16 protein-coding genes and 1 pseudogene are annotated in these 16,658 nt (G+C 73.8%); 13 read left to right on the forward strand and 4 right to left on the reverse strand.

Features of this window, described 5'->3' with window-relative positions:
• The first annotated feature begins 11 nt into the window (after window positions 1-11).
• From ACIQU4_RS06195 to ACIQU4_RS06210, 4 genes are all read left to right on the forward strand, one after another.
• Window positions 12-1,232, forward strand: coding sequence for an MFS transporter (locus ACIQU4_RS06195; RefSeq protein ID WP_403726474.1), 1,221 nt, complete (start codon window positions 12-14; stop codon window positions 1,230-1,232).
• A gap of 65 nt (window positions 1,233-1,297) precedes the next feature.
• On the forward strand, window positions 1,298-1,738 hold the full coding sequence (locus ACIQU4_RS06200; RefSeq protein WP_403726476.1) for a heme-binding protein: 441 nt from the start codon (window positions 1,298-1,300) through the stop codon (window positions 1,736-1,738).
• A gap of 71 nt (window positions 1,739-1,809) precedes the next feature.
• Window positions 1,810-3,501, forward strand: coding sequence for a glycoside hydrolase family 20 protein (locus tag ACIQU4_RS06205; RefSeq protein WP_403726479.1), 1,692 nt, complete (start codon window positions 1,810-1,812; stop codon window positions 3,499-3,501).
• A gap of 70 nt (window positions 3,502-3,571) precedes the next feature.
• The gene (locus tag ACIQU4_RS06210) at window positions 3,572-4,003 is read left to right on the forward strand and encodes a GNAT family N-acetyltransferase (protein ID WP_403726482.1); all 432 of its coding nucleotides are present in this window, start codon (window positions 3,572-3,574) and stop codon (window positions 4,001-4,003) included.
• A 64-nt stretch (window positions 4,004-4,067) separates the two neighbouring features.
• On the opposite strand, the gene ACIQU4_RS06215 is transcribed toward ACIQU4_RS06210, so the two are convergent.
• Entirely contained in the window at window positions 4,068-4,379 is a 312-nt protein-coding gene (locus ACIQU4_RS06215; protein ID WP_403726485.1) for a DUF3040 domain-containing protein, read from the reverse strand.
• Window positions 4,380-4,495: 116 nt separating this feature from the next.
• Window positions 4,496-5,329 carry an endonuclease I family protein gene (locus ACIQU4_RS06220; RefSeq protein WP_403726487.1) on the reverse strand — a complete coding sequence of 278 codons (834 nt, stop codon included), beginning with the start codon at window positions 5,327-5,329 and terminating at the stop codon, window positions 4,496-4,498.
• 264 nt (window positions 5,330-5,593) lie between these two features.
• Here ACIQU4_RS06220 and ACIQU4_RS06225 point away from each other — a divergent pair, with 264 nt between their 5' ends.
• On the forward strand, window positions 5,594-6,160 hold the full coding sequence (locus ACIQU4_RS06225) for a DJ-1/PfpI family protein (protein ID WP_403727700.1): 567 nt from the start codon (window positions 5,594-5,596) through the stop codon (window positions 6,158-6,160).
• A 183-nt stretch (window positions 6,161-6,343) separates the two neighbouring features.
• Entirely contained in the window at window positions 6,344-7,288 is a 945-nt protein-coding gene (locus ACIQU4_RS06230; RefSeq protein ID WP_403726489.1) for an SMP-30/gluconolactonase/LRE family protein, read from the forward strand.
• On the opposite strand, the gene ACIQU4_RS06235 is transcribed toward ACIQU4_RS06230, so the two are convergent.
• Window positions 7,272-8,087, reverse strand: coding sequence for a glutamate ABC transporter substrate-binding protein (locus ACIQU4_RS06235; protein WP_403726491.1), 816 nt, complete (start codon window positions 8,085-8,087; stop codon window positions 7,272-7,274). The genes ACIQU4_RS06230 and ACIQU4_RS06235 overlap by 17 nt on opposite strands.
• 230 nt (window positions 8,088-8,317) lie before the next feature.
• Here ACIQU4_RS06235 and ACIQU4_RS06240 point away from each other — a divergent pair, with 230 nt between their 5' ends.
• The 7 genes and pseudogenes from ACIQU4_RS06240 (at window position 8,318) to ACIQU4_RS06270 (ending at window position 15,738) form a co-directional block, all read left to right on the forward strand.
• Window positions 8,318-9,388 carry a hypothetical protein gene (locus ACIQU4_RS06240; protein ID WP_403726494.1) on the forward strand — a complete coding sequence of 357 codons (1,071 nt, stop codon included), beginning with the start codon at window positions 8,318-8,320 and terminating at the stop codon, window positions 9,386-9,388.
• A 99-nt stretch (window positions 9,389-9,487) separates the two neighbouring features.
• Window positions 9,488-9,560: pseudogene (locus ACIQU4_RS06245) on the forward strand.
• A gap of 70 nt (window positions 9,561-9,630) precedes the next feature.
• Window positions 9,631-10,770 (forward strand): gala protein, encoded by a 1,140-nt coding sequence (locus tag ACIQU4_RS06250; RefSeq protein ID WP_403726496.1) that lies wholly within the window; start codon window positions 9,631-9,633, stop codon window positions 10,768-10,770.
• A complete protein-coding gene (locus ACIQU4_RS06255) occupies window positions 10,767-12,575 on the forward strand; it encodes an ankyrin repeat domain-containing protein (RefSeq protein ID WP_403726498.1) in 1,809 nt (602 codons plus the stop codon). Before ACIQU4_RS06250 ends, ACIQU4_RS06255 begins: the two co-directional genes overlap by 4 nt.
• Entirely contained in the window at window positions 12,572-13,816 is a 1,245-nt protein-coding gene (locus tag ACIQU4_RS06260; protein WP_403726500.1) for an AAA family ATPase, read from the forward strand. Before ACIQU4_RS06255 ends, ACIQU4_RS06260 begins: the two co-directional genes overlap by 4 nt.
• A 19-nt stretch (window positions 13,817-13,835) precedes the next feature.
• On the forward strand, window positions 13,836-15,062 hold the full coding sequence (locus ACIQU4_RS06265; protein WP_403726502.1) for a VWA-like domain-containing protein: 1,227 nt from the start codon (window positions 13,836-13,838) through the stop codon (window positions 15,060-15,062).
• A 121-nt stretch (window positions 15,063-15,183) separates the two neighbouring features.
• Window positions 15,184-15,738, forward strand: coding sequence for a TerD family protein (locus tag ACIQU4_RS06270; protein ID WP_403726504.1), 555 nt, complete (start codon window positions 15,184-15,186; stop codon window positions 15,736-15,738).
• Window positions 15,739-15,891: 153 nt separating this feature from the next.
• On the opposite strand, the gene ACIQU4_RS06275 is transcribed toward ACIQU4_RS06270, so the two are convergent.
• On the reverse strand, window positions 15,892-16,530 hold the full coding sequence (locus ACIQU4_RS06275; protein ID WP_403726506.1) for a TetR/AcrR family transcriptional regulator: 639 nt from the start codon (window positions 16,528-16,530) through the stop codon (window positions 15,892-15,894).
• Between the last annotated feature and the right edge of the window lie 128 nt (window positions 16,531-16,658).

The following is a 16,658-nucleotide window of genomic DNA, read 5'->3' on the forward strand; positions in this document are numbered from 1 at the left end:
GACCCCTCCTCATGCCTCTCGCACTCCTCGCCCTGGCCATCGGGGCCTTCGGGATCGGCACCACCGAATTCGTGATCATGGGCCTGCTCCCCGAGGTCGCCGCCGACTACGGCACCTCGATCCCCACCGCAGGCTTCCTGGTCACCGGATACGCCCTCGGCGTCGTCCTCGGCGCCCCGCTCATGACTGTCCTCGGCACCCGTGTCCCCCGCAAGCGCATGCTGATGCTGCTCATGGGCCTGTTCATCGCGGGCAACGTGATCTCCGCGCTCGCCCCCGCCTTCGGCGTCATGCTCGCCGGGCGCGTCGTCGCCTCCCTCGCCCACGGCGCCTTCTTCGGCATCGGCTCGGTGGTCGCCGCCGGGCTCGTCGCCCCCGAGAAGAAGGCCGGCGCGATCGCCATGATGTTCACCGGCCTGACCGTCGCCAACGTCGTCGGCGTCCCGCTCGGCACCCTCGTCGGCCAGACCCTCGGCTGGCGCGTCACCTTCCTGATCGTCGGGGCCCTCGGCATCCTCGGCCTGCTCGGCATCGCCAAGCTGGTCCCCGAGCTGCCCCGGCCCGAGGGCGTCCGGATCCGCCACGAGCTGGCCGCCTTCCGCAACGTCCAGGTGCTGTTCGCGATGGCGATGACCGTCCTCGGCTTCGGCGGCGTCTTCGCCGCGATCACCTACATCACGCCGATGATGACCGACGTCGCCGGCTTCGCCGACACCTCGGTCACCTGGCTGCTCGTCCTCTTCGGCCTCGGCATGGTCGCCGGGAACCTCATCGGCGGCCGGTACGCCGACCGCGCGCTGATGCCGATGCTGTACGTGTCCCTGGGTGCCCTGGCCGTCGTCCTGGCCGCGTTCACCTTCACCGCCCACCACAAGATCGCCGCCGCCGCCACGATCGCGCTGATCGGCGCGCTGGGCTTCGCGACCGTGCCGCCGCTGCAGAAGCGGGTCCTCGACCAGGCCGCCGGCGCCCCCACCCTGGCCTCGGCCGTCAACATCGGCGCCTTCAACCTCGGCAACGCGCTCGCCGCCTGGCTGGGCGGCCTCGTCATCGCCGCCGGGCTCGGCTGGACCGCCCCGAACTGGGTCGGCGCCGCGCTCGCCGCCTCCGCCCTGGTCCTCGCCCTCGTTTCCGGCGCGCTGGAGCGGCGTACGGGCGCCCGCCCGGGCGCCGATGGCCGGGTCGTCGCGGCCGGAGCCCCGGCCGCCGCCCCCGTGACCGTCCACCACTGATCCACGACCCCCGTTACGCCACCCGTCGTACGACATCCCCCGCACCACGATTCAGGAGAACCCGCATGTCCGCCGCCGCCCCCACCCCCACTCGTACCACCGTCGCCCCGCTGACCACCGAGGACGCCGAACGCCTCCTCTCCGCGGCCCGCACCGCGGCCGAGCAGGCAGGGGTCACGGTCAGCGTCACCGTCCTCGACGCCGGCGGGCACCTGCTCGCCTTCCGCCGCGACGACCGGGCCGTGCTGATCTCCGGCGAGACCAGCACCCGCAAGGCCTTCACCGCCCTCCAGCTCGACGCCCCGACCGCCCACCTCGTCGACGCCGTCCAGCCCGGCGCGCCCTTCCACACCCTGCCCACCGCCCTCGACCGGCCGCTGCTGTTCATCGCGGGCGGGCTGCCGGTCCACCGCGACGGCCGCCTCATCGGCGCCATCGGCGTGGGCGGCGGCGCCCCCGACCAGGACCACGGCTTCGCCGCGGCCGCCCTCGACGCGCTGGTCTGACGCTCCCGCCCCGGCCTCCGGGTCGCGCGCCCCGGTCCCCCGTGCCACGTTGGTACGGGGGACAGGGGTGCATGATGCGAGAGTCCAGGCAGGTCCGGTCGTCCAGGCGGGTCAGGCAGGTCAGGCAGGTCAGGCAGGTCAGGCGGAGCCACGTCATCGCGACGGCGGTCGCCGCCGCGCTGGTCTCCCTCGCCGTGCCGGGGTGTACGGCCGCCTCCGACGAGGGCCGCGGCCCCGGTGACGGCAGCACCGCCGGATCCGCCGCCCCCGCCACCACGGTCTCCGCGCCGACGGCCCCGCCCCCCTCGCCGACCCCGTCGTACGCGCTGTCCACGGCCCCGCGCACCATTCCGGCCGTACGGGAGCACACCCCGGCCCGCGGCCCCGGCTGGAAGCCGGCCGCCGCCGGGCGGGTCGTCGTACCGCCGGGGAACGCAGCCGCCCTCGCCGACGAGGGCAAGCTGCTCGCCGGCGAACTGCGCATGGGCTTCGCCGAGACCACCGCCCCGCGCCCCGGTGACGTGGAACTGGCCCTCGGCGCCAAGAACTCCGGACCGCCCGAGTCCTACACGCTCACCGTCCAGGGCGGCCGCGTCCGGGTCACCGGCCCGGACGAGGCCGGGGTCTTCTACGGCACGCGCACCCTCAAACAGGCGGTGAAATCCGCCGGTTCGGCCCCCGAGGGCACCGTGCGCGACGCCCCGGCCAAGCCCCAGCGCGGGCTCAACCTCGACATAGCCCGCAAGAACTTCACCGTCGGCTGGATCGAGGACGAGCTGCGCCGCATGGCGGATCTCAAACTCAACCAGCTCGGCCTGCACTTCTCCGACGACCAGGCGTTCCGGATCCAGTCCGACACCCACCCCGAGATCGTCTCCACGCCCCACCTCACCAAGGCCGAGGTCCGGCGGATCACCGCGCTCGCCGCCCGCCTGCACATCACGGTCGTCCCCGAGCTCGACTCGCCCGGCCACCTCGGCGCCGTGCTGCGCGCCCACCCCGCCCTCCAGCTCCGCGACGTACAGGGCAGGGCCGTGAAGGGCGCCGTGGACATATCCGACCCGGCCGCGGCCAAGCTGATCGACGAACTGCTCCGCGAATACCTGCCGCTGTTCCCGGGCGGGTTCTGGCACCTGGGCGCCGACGAGTACCAGGCGCTGGTCTACCGCGACCCGCAGGCCTCCTTCCCGCAGCTCGCGCGGGCGGCCCAGCAGAAGTACGGACCCAAGGCGCACATCCAGGACCTGGCCGAGGGCTGGCTCGACGACCGTGCGGACGTGGTGCGTCCGGCGGGCAAGGTGCCCAAGGCGTGGAACGACGGCTTCTTCACCGGAGGCGTGGTCCAGGCGGCGAAGGACATCCAGGTCGAGTACTGGACGGGCAAGGAGACCGGGGCCCGGCCGCCGCTGGAGTACCTGCGGGAGGGCCGCAAGCTGGTCAACCTGAACGACGAGTACCTCTACTACGTGCTCGGCCAGCCGAACCAGTTCACCTATCCCACCGGCAAGCGGATCTACGAGCAGTGGACCCCGCTCGTCCTGCGCGGTACGACCCCGGTGCCCGCCCGGTACGCGGCGCAGGTACTCGGCGCCCGGCTCGCCGTGTGGTGCGACCTGGCCGGCTCCCAGACCCAGGCCCAGGTCGCCGAGGGGATACGGCTGCCGCTCGCGGCGCTGGCCCAGAAGGTCTGGGACGCCCGCCCGCCACAGCCCGCCTGGGCCGAGTTCAAGGCACTCGCGGACCGGCTCCAGCCGCCGGGCTGACCCGGCGTACGGCCGCCCCGCCCCGGATATTCGCTGGCCCGACCGCCGCCCGCGTTGCTTGGATGCCGGGATGAACAGTGAGCTGCCGGACGGCTACGAGTTGTCCACCGACCCCGCCCGACTCGACGCCGAGCTGATCCACCGCTGGCTGTCGCAAGACGCGTACTGGGCCCTCGGCCGGAGCCGGGAGAAGCAGGACCGGGCCATCGCGGAGTCCCTGAACTTCGGCGTCTACGACACGGCCTCGGGCGCCCAGCTCGGCTACGCCCGCGTCGTGACCGACCGGGCCACCTTCGCCTGGCTGTGCGACGTCTACATCGACCGCGCCGCACGGGGCAAACGGCTGGGGACCGGCCTCGTCGCCGCGATCCGCGACCACCTGGCCCCGTACGGGCTGCGCCGGGTGATGCTCGCGACGGCCGACGCGCACGGCGTCTACGCCGAGGTCGGCTTCGAGCCCCTGGCGGACCAGGAGAAGTGGATGCTGCTCGGCGAGCAGTAGGGAGTGGCGGCTACGGCCCCTGGAACCCCTGGAACCCCTGCAACCCCTGCAACCCCTGCAACCCCTACGACCGCTCGGCGTGCTCCCGGCGCTGCCAGCGGCGGCGGATCCACTGGCCGAACAGCGGCAGGGCCAGGACCACGGTCAGGGTCCAGGCCGCGGCGAATCCCCAGATCAGCGGGAGCGACACGGTGATCGCGGCCGCCACCAGCAGGGCCACGGTCACCGCACCGAGGAGACATGCGGCCACGGTGCGGTGCCGCGGACGGGTGTGCGCGGAGCGCAGGATCCGCTGGAGAGAGCGGTCCGCTTCGAGATCGGCCTCGATCGCCGAGAGGGCGCGCCGCTCGTGGTCGGACAGTCCGGCTCCGTCCATGACGACCTCCATCGGCCGGCGTCACCGGGCGGCGCGCACCACAGCCTCTGGCCTGCGCATACCCGACCAGGGGCGGCCCAACCCTCGTGGGCCGTCCCCTGGCTGCCGGGGGAGGGTCACCAGATGGAGTTGACCCACTCCGGGTGGTCGATGAACGGGTTCCGGTTGTGCTGGAACGTATCGAATATGACCTGGTTGCGGCGCTGCTCGAAGGCGTCCGGCGGGTCCTGCTGGTTCCACTGCTTGAGCACGCTGATCCGGCCGATGGCGGGGGCGCTGCCGTTGTTGACCTTGTCGTTGACTTCCAGGTCCGCGAAGCCGTCGCCGCCGTCGTAGCGCACGGCCATGTAGAGCAGCATGCGCGCGACATCACCCTTGACCGCGTCGCGCGGCTCGAAGGAGTCGGAGTCGGTGAAGCTGCCGGGGGCCTCGGAGACCGGGCTGCCGCCCATGTCGAAGTCCTTGTTGCCGCGGGTGCTGTTGACCGTGACGTCCTCGGGGCGCAGGTGGTGCAGGTCCGTGCCCGGGCCGGTGGCCGTGCCGAAGTCGCCGTGGCTCTTGGCCCAGACGTGCTCGCGGTTCCAGTCGTTGGCGCCGCCGCCGTTGGTGGACTTGGACTGGGAGCGGCCGGAGTAGACGAGGATGACGTTGTTCGGGTTCGCCGGGTCCTGGTCGGTCACCTTCAGCGCGTTCCACACGCCTTCGTAGGTCACCTTGGACTGGGTCTTGATGATGTTGTGGAGCGCGGTCTTCAGCGCGGCTCCGGTCTTGCCCTCGGCGGCCGCGTAGTAGGCGTCCACGGAAGCGGTGGCGGTGGCCGTGGTGGCGGCGGCCGCGTCGGCGTGGGGAGCCGCCGTGCGCTGGGAGCCGGCCGACGCGGTGGCCGGAAGGAGGGCCAGGGCCGCTACGGCGAGGCCGGTGACCCATGGGGTGCGTGGGGAGATTTTCATGGTGTGGGGGATACCTCTTCGCAGGCACCGCCCCCGCCAAGGCAGTTGGCGGGGCGTCAGGTGGCAGAGCAGAGGCTCACATTGTCATGTGCCCTACAGGTAAAATCCATGTGTCGGAAGGCTGGATTCTGCCCCCGGCGACCACTGGGCCGAACGGGCGAGGGCCTCTTGGCAGATCGCTCCACCGCGGGCACGGTGGCGGTGGCCCCGACCGGGGCCGCGCGGACGGTGCACACCGTGAACACCCCCTACCGGGAGCAGCCCATGGCAGTGAAGATCCTCATCGTGACCGGCGACGCGGCGGAGTCGCTGGAGGTCCTCTACCCGTACCAGCGCCTGCGGGAGGAGGGATACGAGGTGCACATCGCGGCGCCGGCGGTCAAGAAGCTGCGGTTCGTGGTGCACGACTTCGAGGAGGGCTTCGACACCTACACCGAGAAGCCGGGCTACACCTGGCCCGCCGATGTGGCGTTCGCGGACGTGGTGCCGGAGGAGTACGCGGCCGTGGTCGTCCCGGGCGGCCGGGCGCCCGAGTACCTGCGCAACGACCCCGAGGTGCGGCGGATCCTGGCCGCCTTCACCGGCTCCGACAAGCCGGTCGCCCAGATCTGCCACGGCCCGCTGATCACGGCCGCGAGCGGCGGGCTGGACGGCCGCCGGGTGACCGCGTACCCGGCGCTGGAACTGGACATGAAGGCCGCCGGGGCCACGTACGAGGACTCCGAGGCCGTGGTCGACGGCACCCTGGTCTCGGCGCGCGCCTGGCCCGACCACTCCGCCTGGATGCGGGAGTTCCTGAAGGTGCTGCGCGCCAAGGCCCCGCTGGCCTGACGTACGCAGTGGCGGCGGTGGCCCGTGGCCGTGTGCGGGGCGGCGGTGAAGGGGAGGCTCCGCATTCCCTTGTGAAGTGTCCGGATCCGGGACTGACGGGGCGGCTGCGGTGTGCTGAGGTGGCAGGGTCAAGCGATGCTGTTCAACCACCGCTGTTCGTACGGCAGTTGAAAGGACACCACCGTGACTGGACCCTTGGGCCGGCGCAGTTTGCTCGGCGCGGCCGCAGCCCTCGGCGGCGCCGCGCTCGTAGGGCCGCTCGCACCGCTCGCCCGGGCCCGGCCCGCCGCGTCCCGGCCGGACACCCTGCACACCCCGCCCGGATTCCAGCCCGAGGGCATCGCCGTCTCACCCGGCGGCCTCGCCTACACGGGCTCCCTGCTCGACGGGTCCGTCTACCGCGTGGACCTCGCCACCGGGGCCGGGCGGATCATCACCCCGGCGCTGGGCCGGGGCGAGGCCTCCGTCGGGCTCAAGCTCGACGGGCACGGCAGACTGCTCGTCGCGGGCGGTGCGAGCGGCCGGATCCGCGTCGTGCACGCCGGTGACGGCCGGGTGCTGGCCACCCACCGGGCGGCCACCGGGACCGCCTTCGTCAACGATGTCGTCGTCGGCTGCGGCGGAGCCTGGTTCACCGACTCCTTCAACGACGTGCTGTACTTCCTGCCCGCCGGCCGGGCCCCGCGCGCCGTGGCGCTCTCCGGGGAGTGGGCGCCCACCCCGCCCGGCGGCCAGGTCTGGGGCGCCAACGGCATCGAGCGGACCCCGGACGGCCGGGCGCTGCTGGTGGTCAACGACAACGTGCAGGCGCTGTTCCGCGTCGACCCGAGGACCGGCGCCGCGACCGAGGTCGAGCTCGACGGCGGATCGGTGGCCAACGGCGACGGGCTCGTCGTCCACGGCCGCACGCTGTACGTCGTCCGCAACCGGGACCAGGCCGTCGACGTGTTCACGATCGCCGCGGACGCCCGCCGGGCCGGGTTCGTCCGGCGGATCACCGACCCGCGCTTCGACGAACCCACCACGGCGGCGGTCCACGGCGGCCGCCTCTACGTGGTCAACGCGGCCTTCGGCTCCGACTGGTCGGATCCCGCCACCGCGTCGACGATCGTCAGTTGCCCGTCGTGATCTGCGGGGCCGGCTCGTTCCTGTAGTTGGCCGGTCCGAAGTTCTTCTTCACCGCGGCCTCCCAGGAACCGTCCTGGACCATCTTCTGCAGGGCGGCGTTGATCTTGCCCTGGAGGTCCTTGTTGCCCTTCTTGACGCCGATGCCGTAGTTCTCGTTGCTCAGGCTCAGCCCGACCAGCTTGAACTTGCCCGTGTTGGCCTTCTGGGCGGCGTACCCGGCCAGGATGGAGTTGTCCGTGGTGAGGGCGTCGACCAGACCGTCCTGGAGCGCGACGACGCACTCCGAGTACCCGTCGAGCTCCAGGACGCTGGCCTTCGGCGCGAGGGTCTTCTTGACGTTCTCGGCCGAGGTGGAGCCGGTGACCGAGCAGAGCTTCTTGTTGTTGAGGTCCTCGGCCTTGGTGATGGTGGTGTCGTCGGCGCGGACCAGCAGGTCCTGGTGCGCGAGGAAGTACGGGCCGGCGAAGTCGACCTTCTCCTTGCGCTTGTCGTTGATCGAGTAGCTGGCCGCGACGAACTTGACCTCGTTGTACTGGAGCAGCAGCTCGCGGTCGGAGCTGTCGACCTTCTTGAACTCGATCTGCTCCGGCTTGTAGCCCAGCTCCTTGGCGATGTACGTCGAGACGTCCACGTCGAAACCGGAGAAGGTCCCGCCCTGCTCACGCAGCCCGACACCCGGCTGGTCGAACTTGATGCCGATCGGGAGGTTCCCCGTGGGGCCGCTGTCACCGCCACACCCGGAGGCGGTCAGGGCGAGGCCGACCACTGCGACCAAAGCACCGGCCTTGGGAACCTTCATGCTGCACTCTTTCCTAGGGGCCGCGGGATGCGCTGCGGGGATCGCCGGCAGCGGGGGGAACCGCGGGTTCGTACGAAGCGTCAAGAAGAGTCGAGACGCGTGTACGAGGAAGCTAGGAAGGCGCCCGGCGCGATGTCACTGCAATTGAGCAAAACTTGAGGTAACGATCCGGCGCGACCGGCGTTTCTCCGGCGAATTGTGTTGTGAACGGCATAAAGGGGGCTGGGTGCATGGCGGATTCGGTGCGGGTGGCAGGAAATGCGCTGCTATTGGGCGAAGGGGTGCGGATCCGCTTTATCCGTACATTGCGCCTGCCCGAATCCGGCTCCCACCCGCTGCCGCCGGGGCTGGGTGAGTTCCCGCTGCGCCGGGTCGAGGACCATCCGGACACGGCGCCGCCCGAGTGGCTGGCCAAGGGCGGGGTGATGCTGCCCGTGTACCTGCGCGAGGCGATGTGGCTGAGTTTCGGGCGCAGCGGACGGGAGCCCGCCGCGCTCCAGGTCGGCGTCGGCAAGGTGTGCGCCGTCTCCGGCGAGCGCTGGACGGGCCGGCTCGGCAGGGACCCGCAGAACTATGTGGTGCTGCCCCGGCAGCCGTGGCTGGACGGGATCAACTCGGGCGACGGGACGGTGCGCCAGTTCGTCGCCGTACCGCTCGGGCTCGGCGCGACCGTCGAGGGGCAGGTCACCGGAGCGGAGACCGCCGGCGGGGTGCAGCTCCAGGCCTTCCCCCTGGCCGGGCCGGCTCTGGAGCGGTGGCGGGAGGCGGAGGCCGAGCGCGTGCGCCGCGAACGGCTGACCGGGGAGGCCCGCAGGCGGGGCCCGGCGGCCCCCGGGGGCTACGGCGCGGGGCCGATCGCGGCGGCGGCTCCGGCCATGGCCCGCCCGGGCGGCGGACCGGTGCCCGCGCCCGCCCCGGCGATGGGCCTGGGCGCCGGCGGATCCATGCGCCAGGAGGTCTACCGGGACGAGCGGCCGCTGTCCGACTGGGCCGGGGAGGCGGCCGGACGCGTCTTCGTCCACCTCGTGCCCCCGCCCGCGTGGAGCCGTATCACCGGGGAGCCCGCCCCGCCCTCGCCGGTCGACCGGGCCGCGTACACCAACGCCGGGCTGCCCTGGTTCGACCACTACGACGAGAGCGGCACCGACCTCGCGCCCTCCGGCACCCTGGCCGGGGTCAAACCGGTGGGCGACTGGCTCGGCGACGACCACGATCCGTGGACCCCACCCGTCCCCGGCCAGGTGAAGCCGCTGGGGAACGCTCCGCGGCCGGGCAAACCGGTGCAGGACGGTACATGGTGACGGTCTGACACCCGGGCCGGTCGCGTACGGCGACCGGCCCGCAACCGTTCAAACTGGTGATCGAGTTCAAGCCTGCGGATGGGTATGATCTCCCGCAGCAAGGCCGTAGCGCAGAGGTCGTCGCGCCCACGCATCGAGCTGGAGGACGTCGGTTCGAATCCGACCGGTCTTGCGTCTTCTTTCATGCGTTTTCCCATGTCGTTGTGGACGCCGGGCACCGGCGAAGGACCGGTGGAGTGGTGATGACACAGCCGACACCCGTACGGTGCCCCGCGATCGAGCACCCCGACCTGCCGATCGCCGACCCGGCCGGGCTCGACCCGCTGCTCGCGCGGCTCGCCTCCGAGGACGCCGTCGGGGCCGACGAGGCCTTCCCGATCGGAACCCTGCGCGCGGACGGCCGCGTCGACCTGTGCAAGCAGGGGCTCGGACCGGCCGGCGCCGCCCGGGTGGCCGCCGTCGCCGCCGGCTCCGCCCACGCCCGGCACCTGCTCCTCGGCACCAACTCCATCGGCGACGAAGGAGCCCGCACGCTCGCCGGCGCCCTCACCGACGGACACGGACTGCACACCCTCTACCTGGGCTGCAACCGCGTCGGCCCCGACGGCGTGGCCGCCCTCGCCGACGCCCTCGCGGACGACACCCGCGTCAAGGCCCTGTGGCTCAAGCGCAATCCGGTCTTCGAAGACGGCGCCCGCACCCTCGCCGCCCTGCTGCGCCGCAACCGGACCCTGCGCACCCTCGACCTGGTCAACACCGGCATCGGAATCGACGGCGTACGCCTCCTCCTCGACGCCCTGCGCGCCCGCGAGGCCCCGCTCGAACGGCTCTTCCTCGGCGGCAACGGCCTCACAGCCGAGGCCGCGCCGCTGCTCGCCGCCCTCATCCGGGAGGCCGGGGTGCGCGAGCTGTACCTCCCGGCCAACCACCTCGGCGACGAGGGCACCGCCGTCCTGGCCGCGGCCGCGGCCGCCGACCCCGCGCGGCCGGTCCGGCTCGGCCTCGGCGGCAACGGCATCGGCCCGGCCGGCGCGCGCGCCCTCGCCGAGGCCCTCGGCGGGATCGAAGCCCTCGACCTCGGCCGGGCCATGTCAGAGCGCAGCCTCGGCTCCGCCGGCAACGACACCGGCGACGAGGGAGCGTACGCCCTGGCCGCCGCCCTCCCCGGCAGCCCGCTGCGCCGCCTCGAACTGCGCCACACCGGGCTCACCGGGCGCGGAGCGAAGTGCCTGCTGGCCGCGGTGCCCGAAGACTCCCCGCTGGAGTACGTGGGCCTGGGCCCCGGTCTGCCCCGCAAGGTGAAGCGGTCCTTCACCGCCCGGCTGCGGCCCGCCCGGCCCGCCCACCCCGACCTCGGCGCGATCACGAGCGTGTACCGGTGAGCGGGTACACCGAGCACGGCGCGCTGCCCGGGGGCTTCCGGGCCGAGGACGGCGCGGCCTGGCAGCGGATCCGCCGCTACGCCGTACCCGGCTGGATGATCGAGCGCGCCACCGCGCACCGGCTGGCCGGCGACTGGCGGGCTGCCTGCGCGGCCGCCGCCGTGGACGTCACCTTCGACCTGCCCGGACTCGCCGGCCGGTACGGCGCGCCGGTCGCCGCCGCGGTGGTTGAGGACCTGCGCCACCTCGCGCCCGACCTGGTGCGCTGGCACCTGCCCCGGGTCCTGGGCGGCCGTACGACCGTCGAGCCCGACGTGCGCGTGCTGCTCGCCCGCTACGGCGGCGGCGCCGATGCGCCGGTGCTGTCCGTGGCCACCGGCCCGATGATCGAGGGGCCGCAGCGGCTGCGGCTGGACTGCGAGCCGGTCGAACCCCCGCCGCGCCACCGCACCTTCGGCGGCGCCCACCGGCTGCGCCCCGAGGACTGGACCGCGGCCCGCCCGCTCTGGGACGCCCGGCACACGGCCGCGCTGCGCGAGCACTTCAGCGGCGGCGGCGAACGGCTGCCCTTCTTCCGCCCGGACGGCACCCCGCTGCCCGCGGACGAGCTGCCCACAGGCGATCCCGGCACCGCCGATCCCGGCACCGCCGACCCGGCCGGGCGCGCCGAGTGGGTCGCCCTGCTACAGGCCCGCGGAGACTTCGCCGAGGCCTACGAGGCCGCGGGGATCGAACGCGACCTGACCAAGCCCGCGGAGAACCCGCGGTACGGCACCATGGCGGACCCGGAAACCCTCATGGCCACGTCCTCGGCCGACCTGGCGCGGCTGGGAACGGAGGTGCGCCGCCTCGCGGCGGCCGGCGCGGGCGAACGCTTCCGGCTGGCCGTCGACTGGCGCGGCAGCCTGCTGGTGGAACTGGTGGAAACCGCCGGCTCCGGTCCGGGCGATGGGCTGCGGGTCCGGGCGGCGGGCGCGGACGAGCTGAGGGAAGTGCCCCCGCTGCCGCTGTTCGCCTGGAAGCGGCTCCCCGACCTCGAACTGGTCCGCACGGGCCGGCTCACCCCGCGCGAGCTGCACCCGCTGGTCGCCGCCGCGCTGTTCCCCGGGGCCGGCCCCGCCGCCGGTCCGCCCGGCCCCGCCGAGGCGCAGTCCGTACGGGTGCGCTGCCGCGGCGAGTGGCACGAGGTCCGCTCCCAGGGCGGCGTACTGGACCTGCTCCCGCACAGCCCCGAGGAGCAGCGACGCGAGCGCGCCATGCGGGCGTTCGGCGGCGCGATCCAGGGCTGCTTCGCCGTACAGCAGATCTGGACCACGGGTGAGGGGCGGCTGCCGCGCGCCCTGCGGGCACAGCGCCAGGACCTGTTCCTGCGCGTCCAGCACGGGGACACCCCGGGCGTCGTCGCACTCCTCGACGCGGGCACGGACCCCCGGGTCCGCGACGCCCGCGGGTACACGCTGCTGCACGTCCTGCACCTGCTCGACCACGAGGTGCTGCTGCCGCGGCTGCTGGCGGCGGGCCTGGACCTGGAGGCCCGGGACAAGTCGGGGTGCACCCCGCTGCAGGTCGCCGTCGAGCGAGGGGCCCGCGTCGGTCTGGTCCGGGCGCTCCTCGCGGCCGGCAGCAGGATCGACGTCGTCGACGACGCGGACCTGTCGCTGGGCCAGGTGATCCGCCGCCACCAGCGCACCGATCTCGCCTTCCTGCGCAGCCGGGTGGAGGAGGAGTTCCCCGACATCGGCTCCGAGTGGTTCGACGAGTACCTGGACGAGCGCGAGTCCGACGAGGAGTACGAGGACGCATGAGCACCGAGCCGCCGCGCGTGCCGCGGCCACCGTCGCAGCCCGGCCCGGACCGGGACGGGCAGCCCTCGCGGGCCCTGGCGGCCGCCGACGCCCTGGGCGCCCGGCTCCGCGCCACCCGCACCGAACCGGCGACCAACCCCCAACTCGAAGCGCTGGCACTGGCCGTGACGGCCAATCAGCCCGTCCTGCTGTGGGGCGAGCCGGGCATCGGCAAGTCCGCCGGCATGCAGCAGCTCGCCACCGCCCTCGGCGTCGAGCTGGAGACCGTCATCGCCAGCGTCCACGAGCCCTCCGACTTCGCGGGGCTGCCCATCGTCGGCGACGACCCCGCCACCACCGGCGTGCCCATGGCCCCGCCGGACTGGGCGGTCCGCCTCGCCCGCACCGGCCACGGACTTCTGTTCTTCGACGAGCTGTCCTCCGCCCCGCCCGCCGTGCAGGCGGCCCTGCTGCGCGTGGTCCTGGAGCGCCGGATCGGCAGCCTCGTCCTGCCCGAGTCCGTACGGATCGTCGCCGCGGCCAATCTGCCGTCCAGCGCGGCGGACGGCTGGCACCTCAGCCCGCCGCTGGCCAACCGCTTCGTCCACCTCGACTGGACCCACAGCCCGCGCACCGTGGCCCGCGGCCTGGCCGGCACCTGGCCCGAGGTGGCCATCCCGGCCGTCGACCCCGCCCGCGCCTCCGGGGCCGTCGCCCGCGCCCGCGGCGTGATCTCCGGCTTCCTGACCGCCAGGCCGGGCCTGGTCCACCACATGCCGAACGAGGCCGAGGGCCGCGGCCGCGCCTGGCCCTCCCCGCGCACCTGGGAGATGGCGCTGCGGCTGCTGGCCACCGGGTACGCGGCCGGCGCCGGCCGGGAGGCCCTGGCCGCCGCGCTCACCGGGGCCGTCGGGGACGCGGCCGGGATCGAGCTGCTCTCGTACGTGGAACACCTCGACCTGCCCGACCCGGACCGGGTGCTCGCCGACCCGGACGCCTTCGCCCTGCCCGAACGCGGCGACCGGCAGCTGGCCTTCCTCATCGCCGTGGTCGCCGCCGTCCAGGGCGAGCTCACCCGCCCCCGCTGGGAGGCCGGCTGGGCGGTCCTCGCGAAGGCGGTCGACGCGGGCGTGCCCGACGTGGCCGCGCGGGCGGCCACCGACCTGGCCGCCATGCGCGACCTGGACTGGCCGGTGCCCGCCGGGATCGACGCGTTCGTCGAACTGCTCCAGCTCTCCGGCGCCCTGCCGGGCGGCGGCTGACGGGCGGGTGAGCGTGCCCATGGACGGCCCGACGGGCGCGCCCGAGGACGGAGCCCCCGCCGCCGCCCGCCTGGACCGGGCGAAACTGCTGGCCGCCCGGTACAAGGCTGCCGAAGCCCGGCCGTACCTCGCCTCCGCCCTGTACGCGCTCACCGTGGTCCCCTCGGCCGGGGTCCCGACGATGGGTGTGGACCGGCACTGGCGCTGCTACGTCTCGCCCGCGTTCGTCGACGCCACGCCGGTCGCGGAACTGGCCGGGGTGTGGATCCACGAGGTGGCCCACCTGCTGCGCGACCACCACGCCCGCGCCGACCGGCTCCCGGCCGCCGACCAGCGCGACCGGCGCCGCGTCAACATCGCCCAGGACTGCGAGATCAACGACGACCTCCTGGCCGACGGACTGGCGCTGCCCGAGGGCCGGATGGAGCCCCGGCTGTTCGGTCTCGCCACCGGCGGGATGTTCGAGACGTACCTGCCCGCGATCCCGGCCACCCCGCCGCACGCACCGGACTGCGGCTCGGGGGCCCACGGCACGCCGATGCCCTGGGAGCTCGGCGAGGCGGCGGGTCCCGCCCGGATCGGCCCGGTCGAGGCGGAGGCGCTGCGCCGGCAGACCGCCCAGGCGATGCGCGCCCACCAGCGCACCCGGGGCAGGCTCCCGGCCGGCTGGCAGCGATGGGCGCAGGAGCTGCTGGAGCCCACCGTCGACTGGCGCCGCGCGCTGTCCGGGGCGGTACGGGAGGCCGCGGCCTGGGCGGGCGGCGCGGTGGACTACACCTACCGCCGCCCCTCGCGGCGCACTCCGGCGCTCGGCGGCCGCGTGGTGCTGCCCAGCCTGCGCCGGCCGCTGCCGCGGGTCGCGATCGTCATCGACACCTCGGGGTCGATGGGCGAGGACGAGCTCGCCGCCGCGCTCGGCGAGGTCACCGGCGTGCTGCGGGAGGTGGGGGTCCGGGGCAACCGGGTCGCCGTCCTGGCCTGCGACGCGGACGTGCACACCGTGGCCCGGGTGACGAGCGTCGAGCAGGTGACCCTGGCCGGGGGCGGCGGCACCGACATGCGCGTCGGCATCCGGGCCGCGCTGGCGGCGGCGGACCGGCCGAACGTCGTCGTCGTGCTGACCGACGGGTACACGCCGTGGCCGGACGAGACCCCGTCCTGCCGGCTGATCGCCGCGCTGATCGGGGCCGACGCACCGCAGCCGCCGGGCTGGGTGGAGACCGTACGCGTCCCGTCCGGGTCCTGAGCGGCAGACGGTATCCGGCTCAACTGGCCGGGAACGTACGCTCGTCCGGACCGGCGGGGCCGCCGCATGACAGCATGGTGGGGCAACACCCGGCAAGCGGAGGGGGAGTTCGGTGAGTTCGGTGAGCACTTCGACGAGCGGAGTACGCAAGGGCCTGGCCAAGGTGGAGATCGCACTGCGGTGGGATCCGAGCCCCGCGGGCACGCCCGCCCACGACCTGGACATCATCGCGGCGGTGTTCGGCGCAGCGGCTCCCCACGGGGAGCCGGTCCACCTCGTGCACTTCGGCAGCCGTTCTCCCGACGGCACCATCACCTTGAACCGCGACAGCCACACCGGCCAGGGCTTCGGCTTCGACGAGGTGATGACCCTCGAACTCGACCGGATGGCAACCGAGTTGGGGCGTGTGGTGGTCGGCGTGGTCATCCAGGACACCGGGCAGCGGGGCGCGCGTACGAAGACCTTCGCGGCCATAGGCGGTACGGGCGTCCGGATCCGGGAGGGCTACACCGACCTCGCGGTGACCGACTTCGCGGGGGTCCCGGACGCCACGGCAGCCACGATCGCGGAGTTCACGCGCGACGGTTCGGGGGCCTGGTCGCTGGACGCCGCCGTACGGGGCTTCGACGCGGATCCGGAGGAGTTCGCCCGGACCATGGGCGCGCCGCGGCCCTGACACGAGCCTGTGACGTGGGGCCGCACAGACCGGGCGGTGGTCACTCCCTCGAGTGAGTGACCACCGCCCCGTCCGGGTGGCGCGCTGCCGCCGTCCCCACGAGGCAGCGCGGGCGGGTCGCCGTCCGGTCATCGGAGACGGCGGCCCACCGGTTCAGGGGGCCTCGGCCCGGTCCGGGTCCGGGGCGGGGGCCGGGACGGATGCCAGGCCCAGGGCGGGCAGCAGGGCCGCGTCGACGAACCGGACCAGGTAGTCGGCGTCTGCGTACTGACCCTCCAGGACCGGCCGGATGCGCAGGACGCCCATCAGCTGCGCCGGCAGGAACTCCACGGCCGGATGGCCCGCCGCGATCTCGCCGCGCGCCACGGCCCGCGCCACCATCGCGTCGAACGCGGCCAGTTCCGGCTCGACCAGCGCCTCGCGCAGCGCCGCCTGCAGCTCCTCGTCGCTGAGCACGGCGTGCCCGAGGGCCTGGGTGAGGCGGGTGTCGCGTCCCGAGTTGCCGGCCGCGATCCGGGCCGCCTCGCGCAGGTCGCCGGCGAGCGTGCCGGTGTCCACCCCGGCCAGCGTGCCCTGCCGGTTCGCACGCAGGGCCGCCGCGACCAGCTGGGGCTTGGTCTTCCACTGCCGGTAGAGGGTCGACTTCCCGCAGCAGGCCCGGGCGGCGACGCCCTCCATGGTCAGCGCCTCGTATCCGTGCTCGCGCAACTGCTCCAGGACGGCGTCGTAGAACTCCTGCACCCGTTCCGGGGTGATCTTGGAGCGGCGCGCGGCGGGCGCTGTCGGCGTCATAGTGAGCGGCTCTCCTCGGGGGCTCCGCAGCTGGTGTATCCGTGAGGAAAGTGTACGGGAACGCAAGCGTATCGGTACACCCGCGTATCGATACGCAAATGTATCGATACACTGGCGTGTCGATGTCC

The organism is Streptomyces sp. NPDC090741, from assembly GCF_044769045.1.
GTDB lineage: Bacteria > Actinomycetota > Actinomycetes > Streptomycetales > Streptomycetaceae > Streptomyces.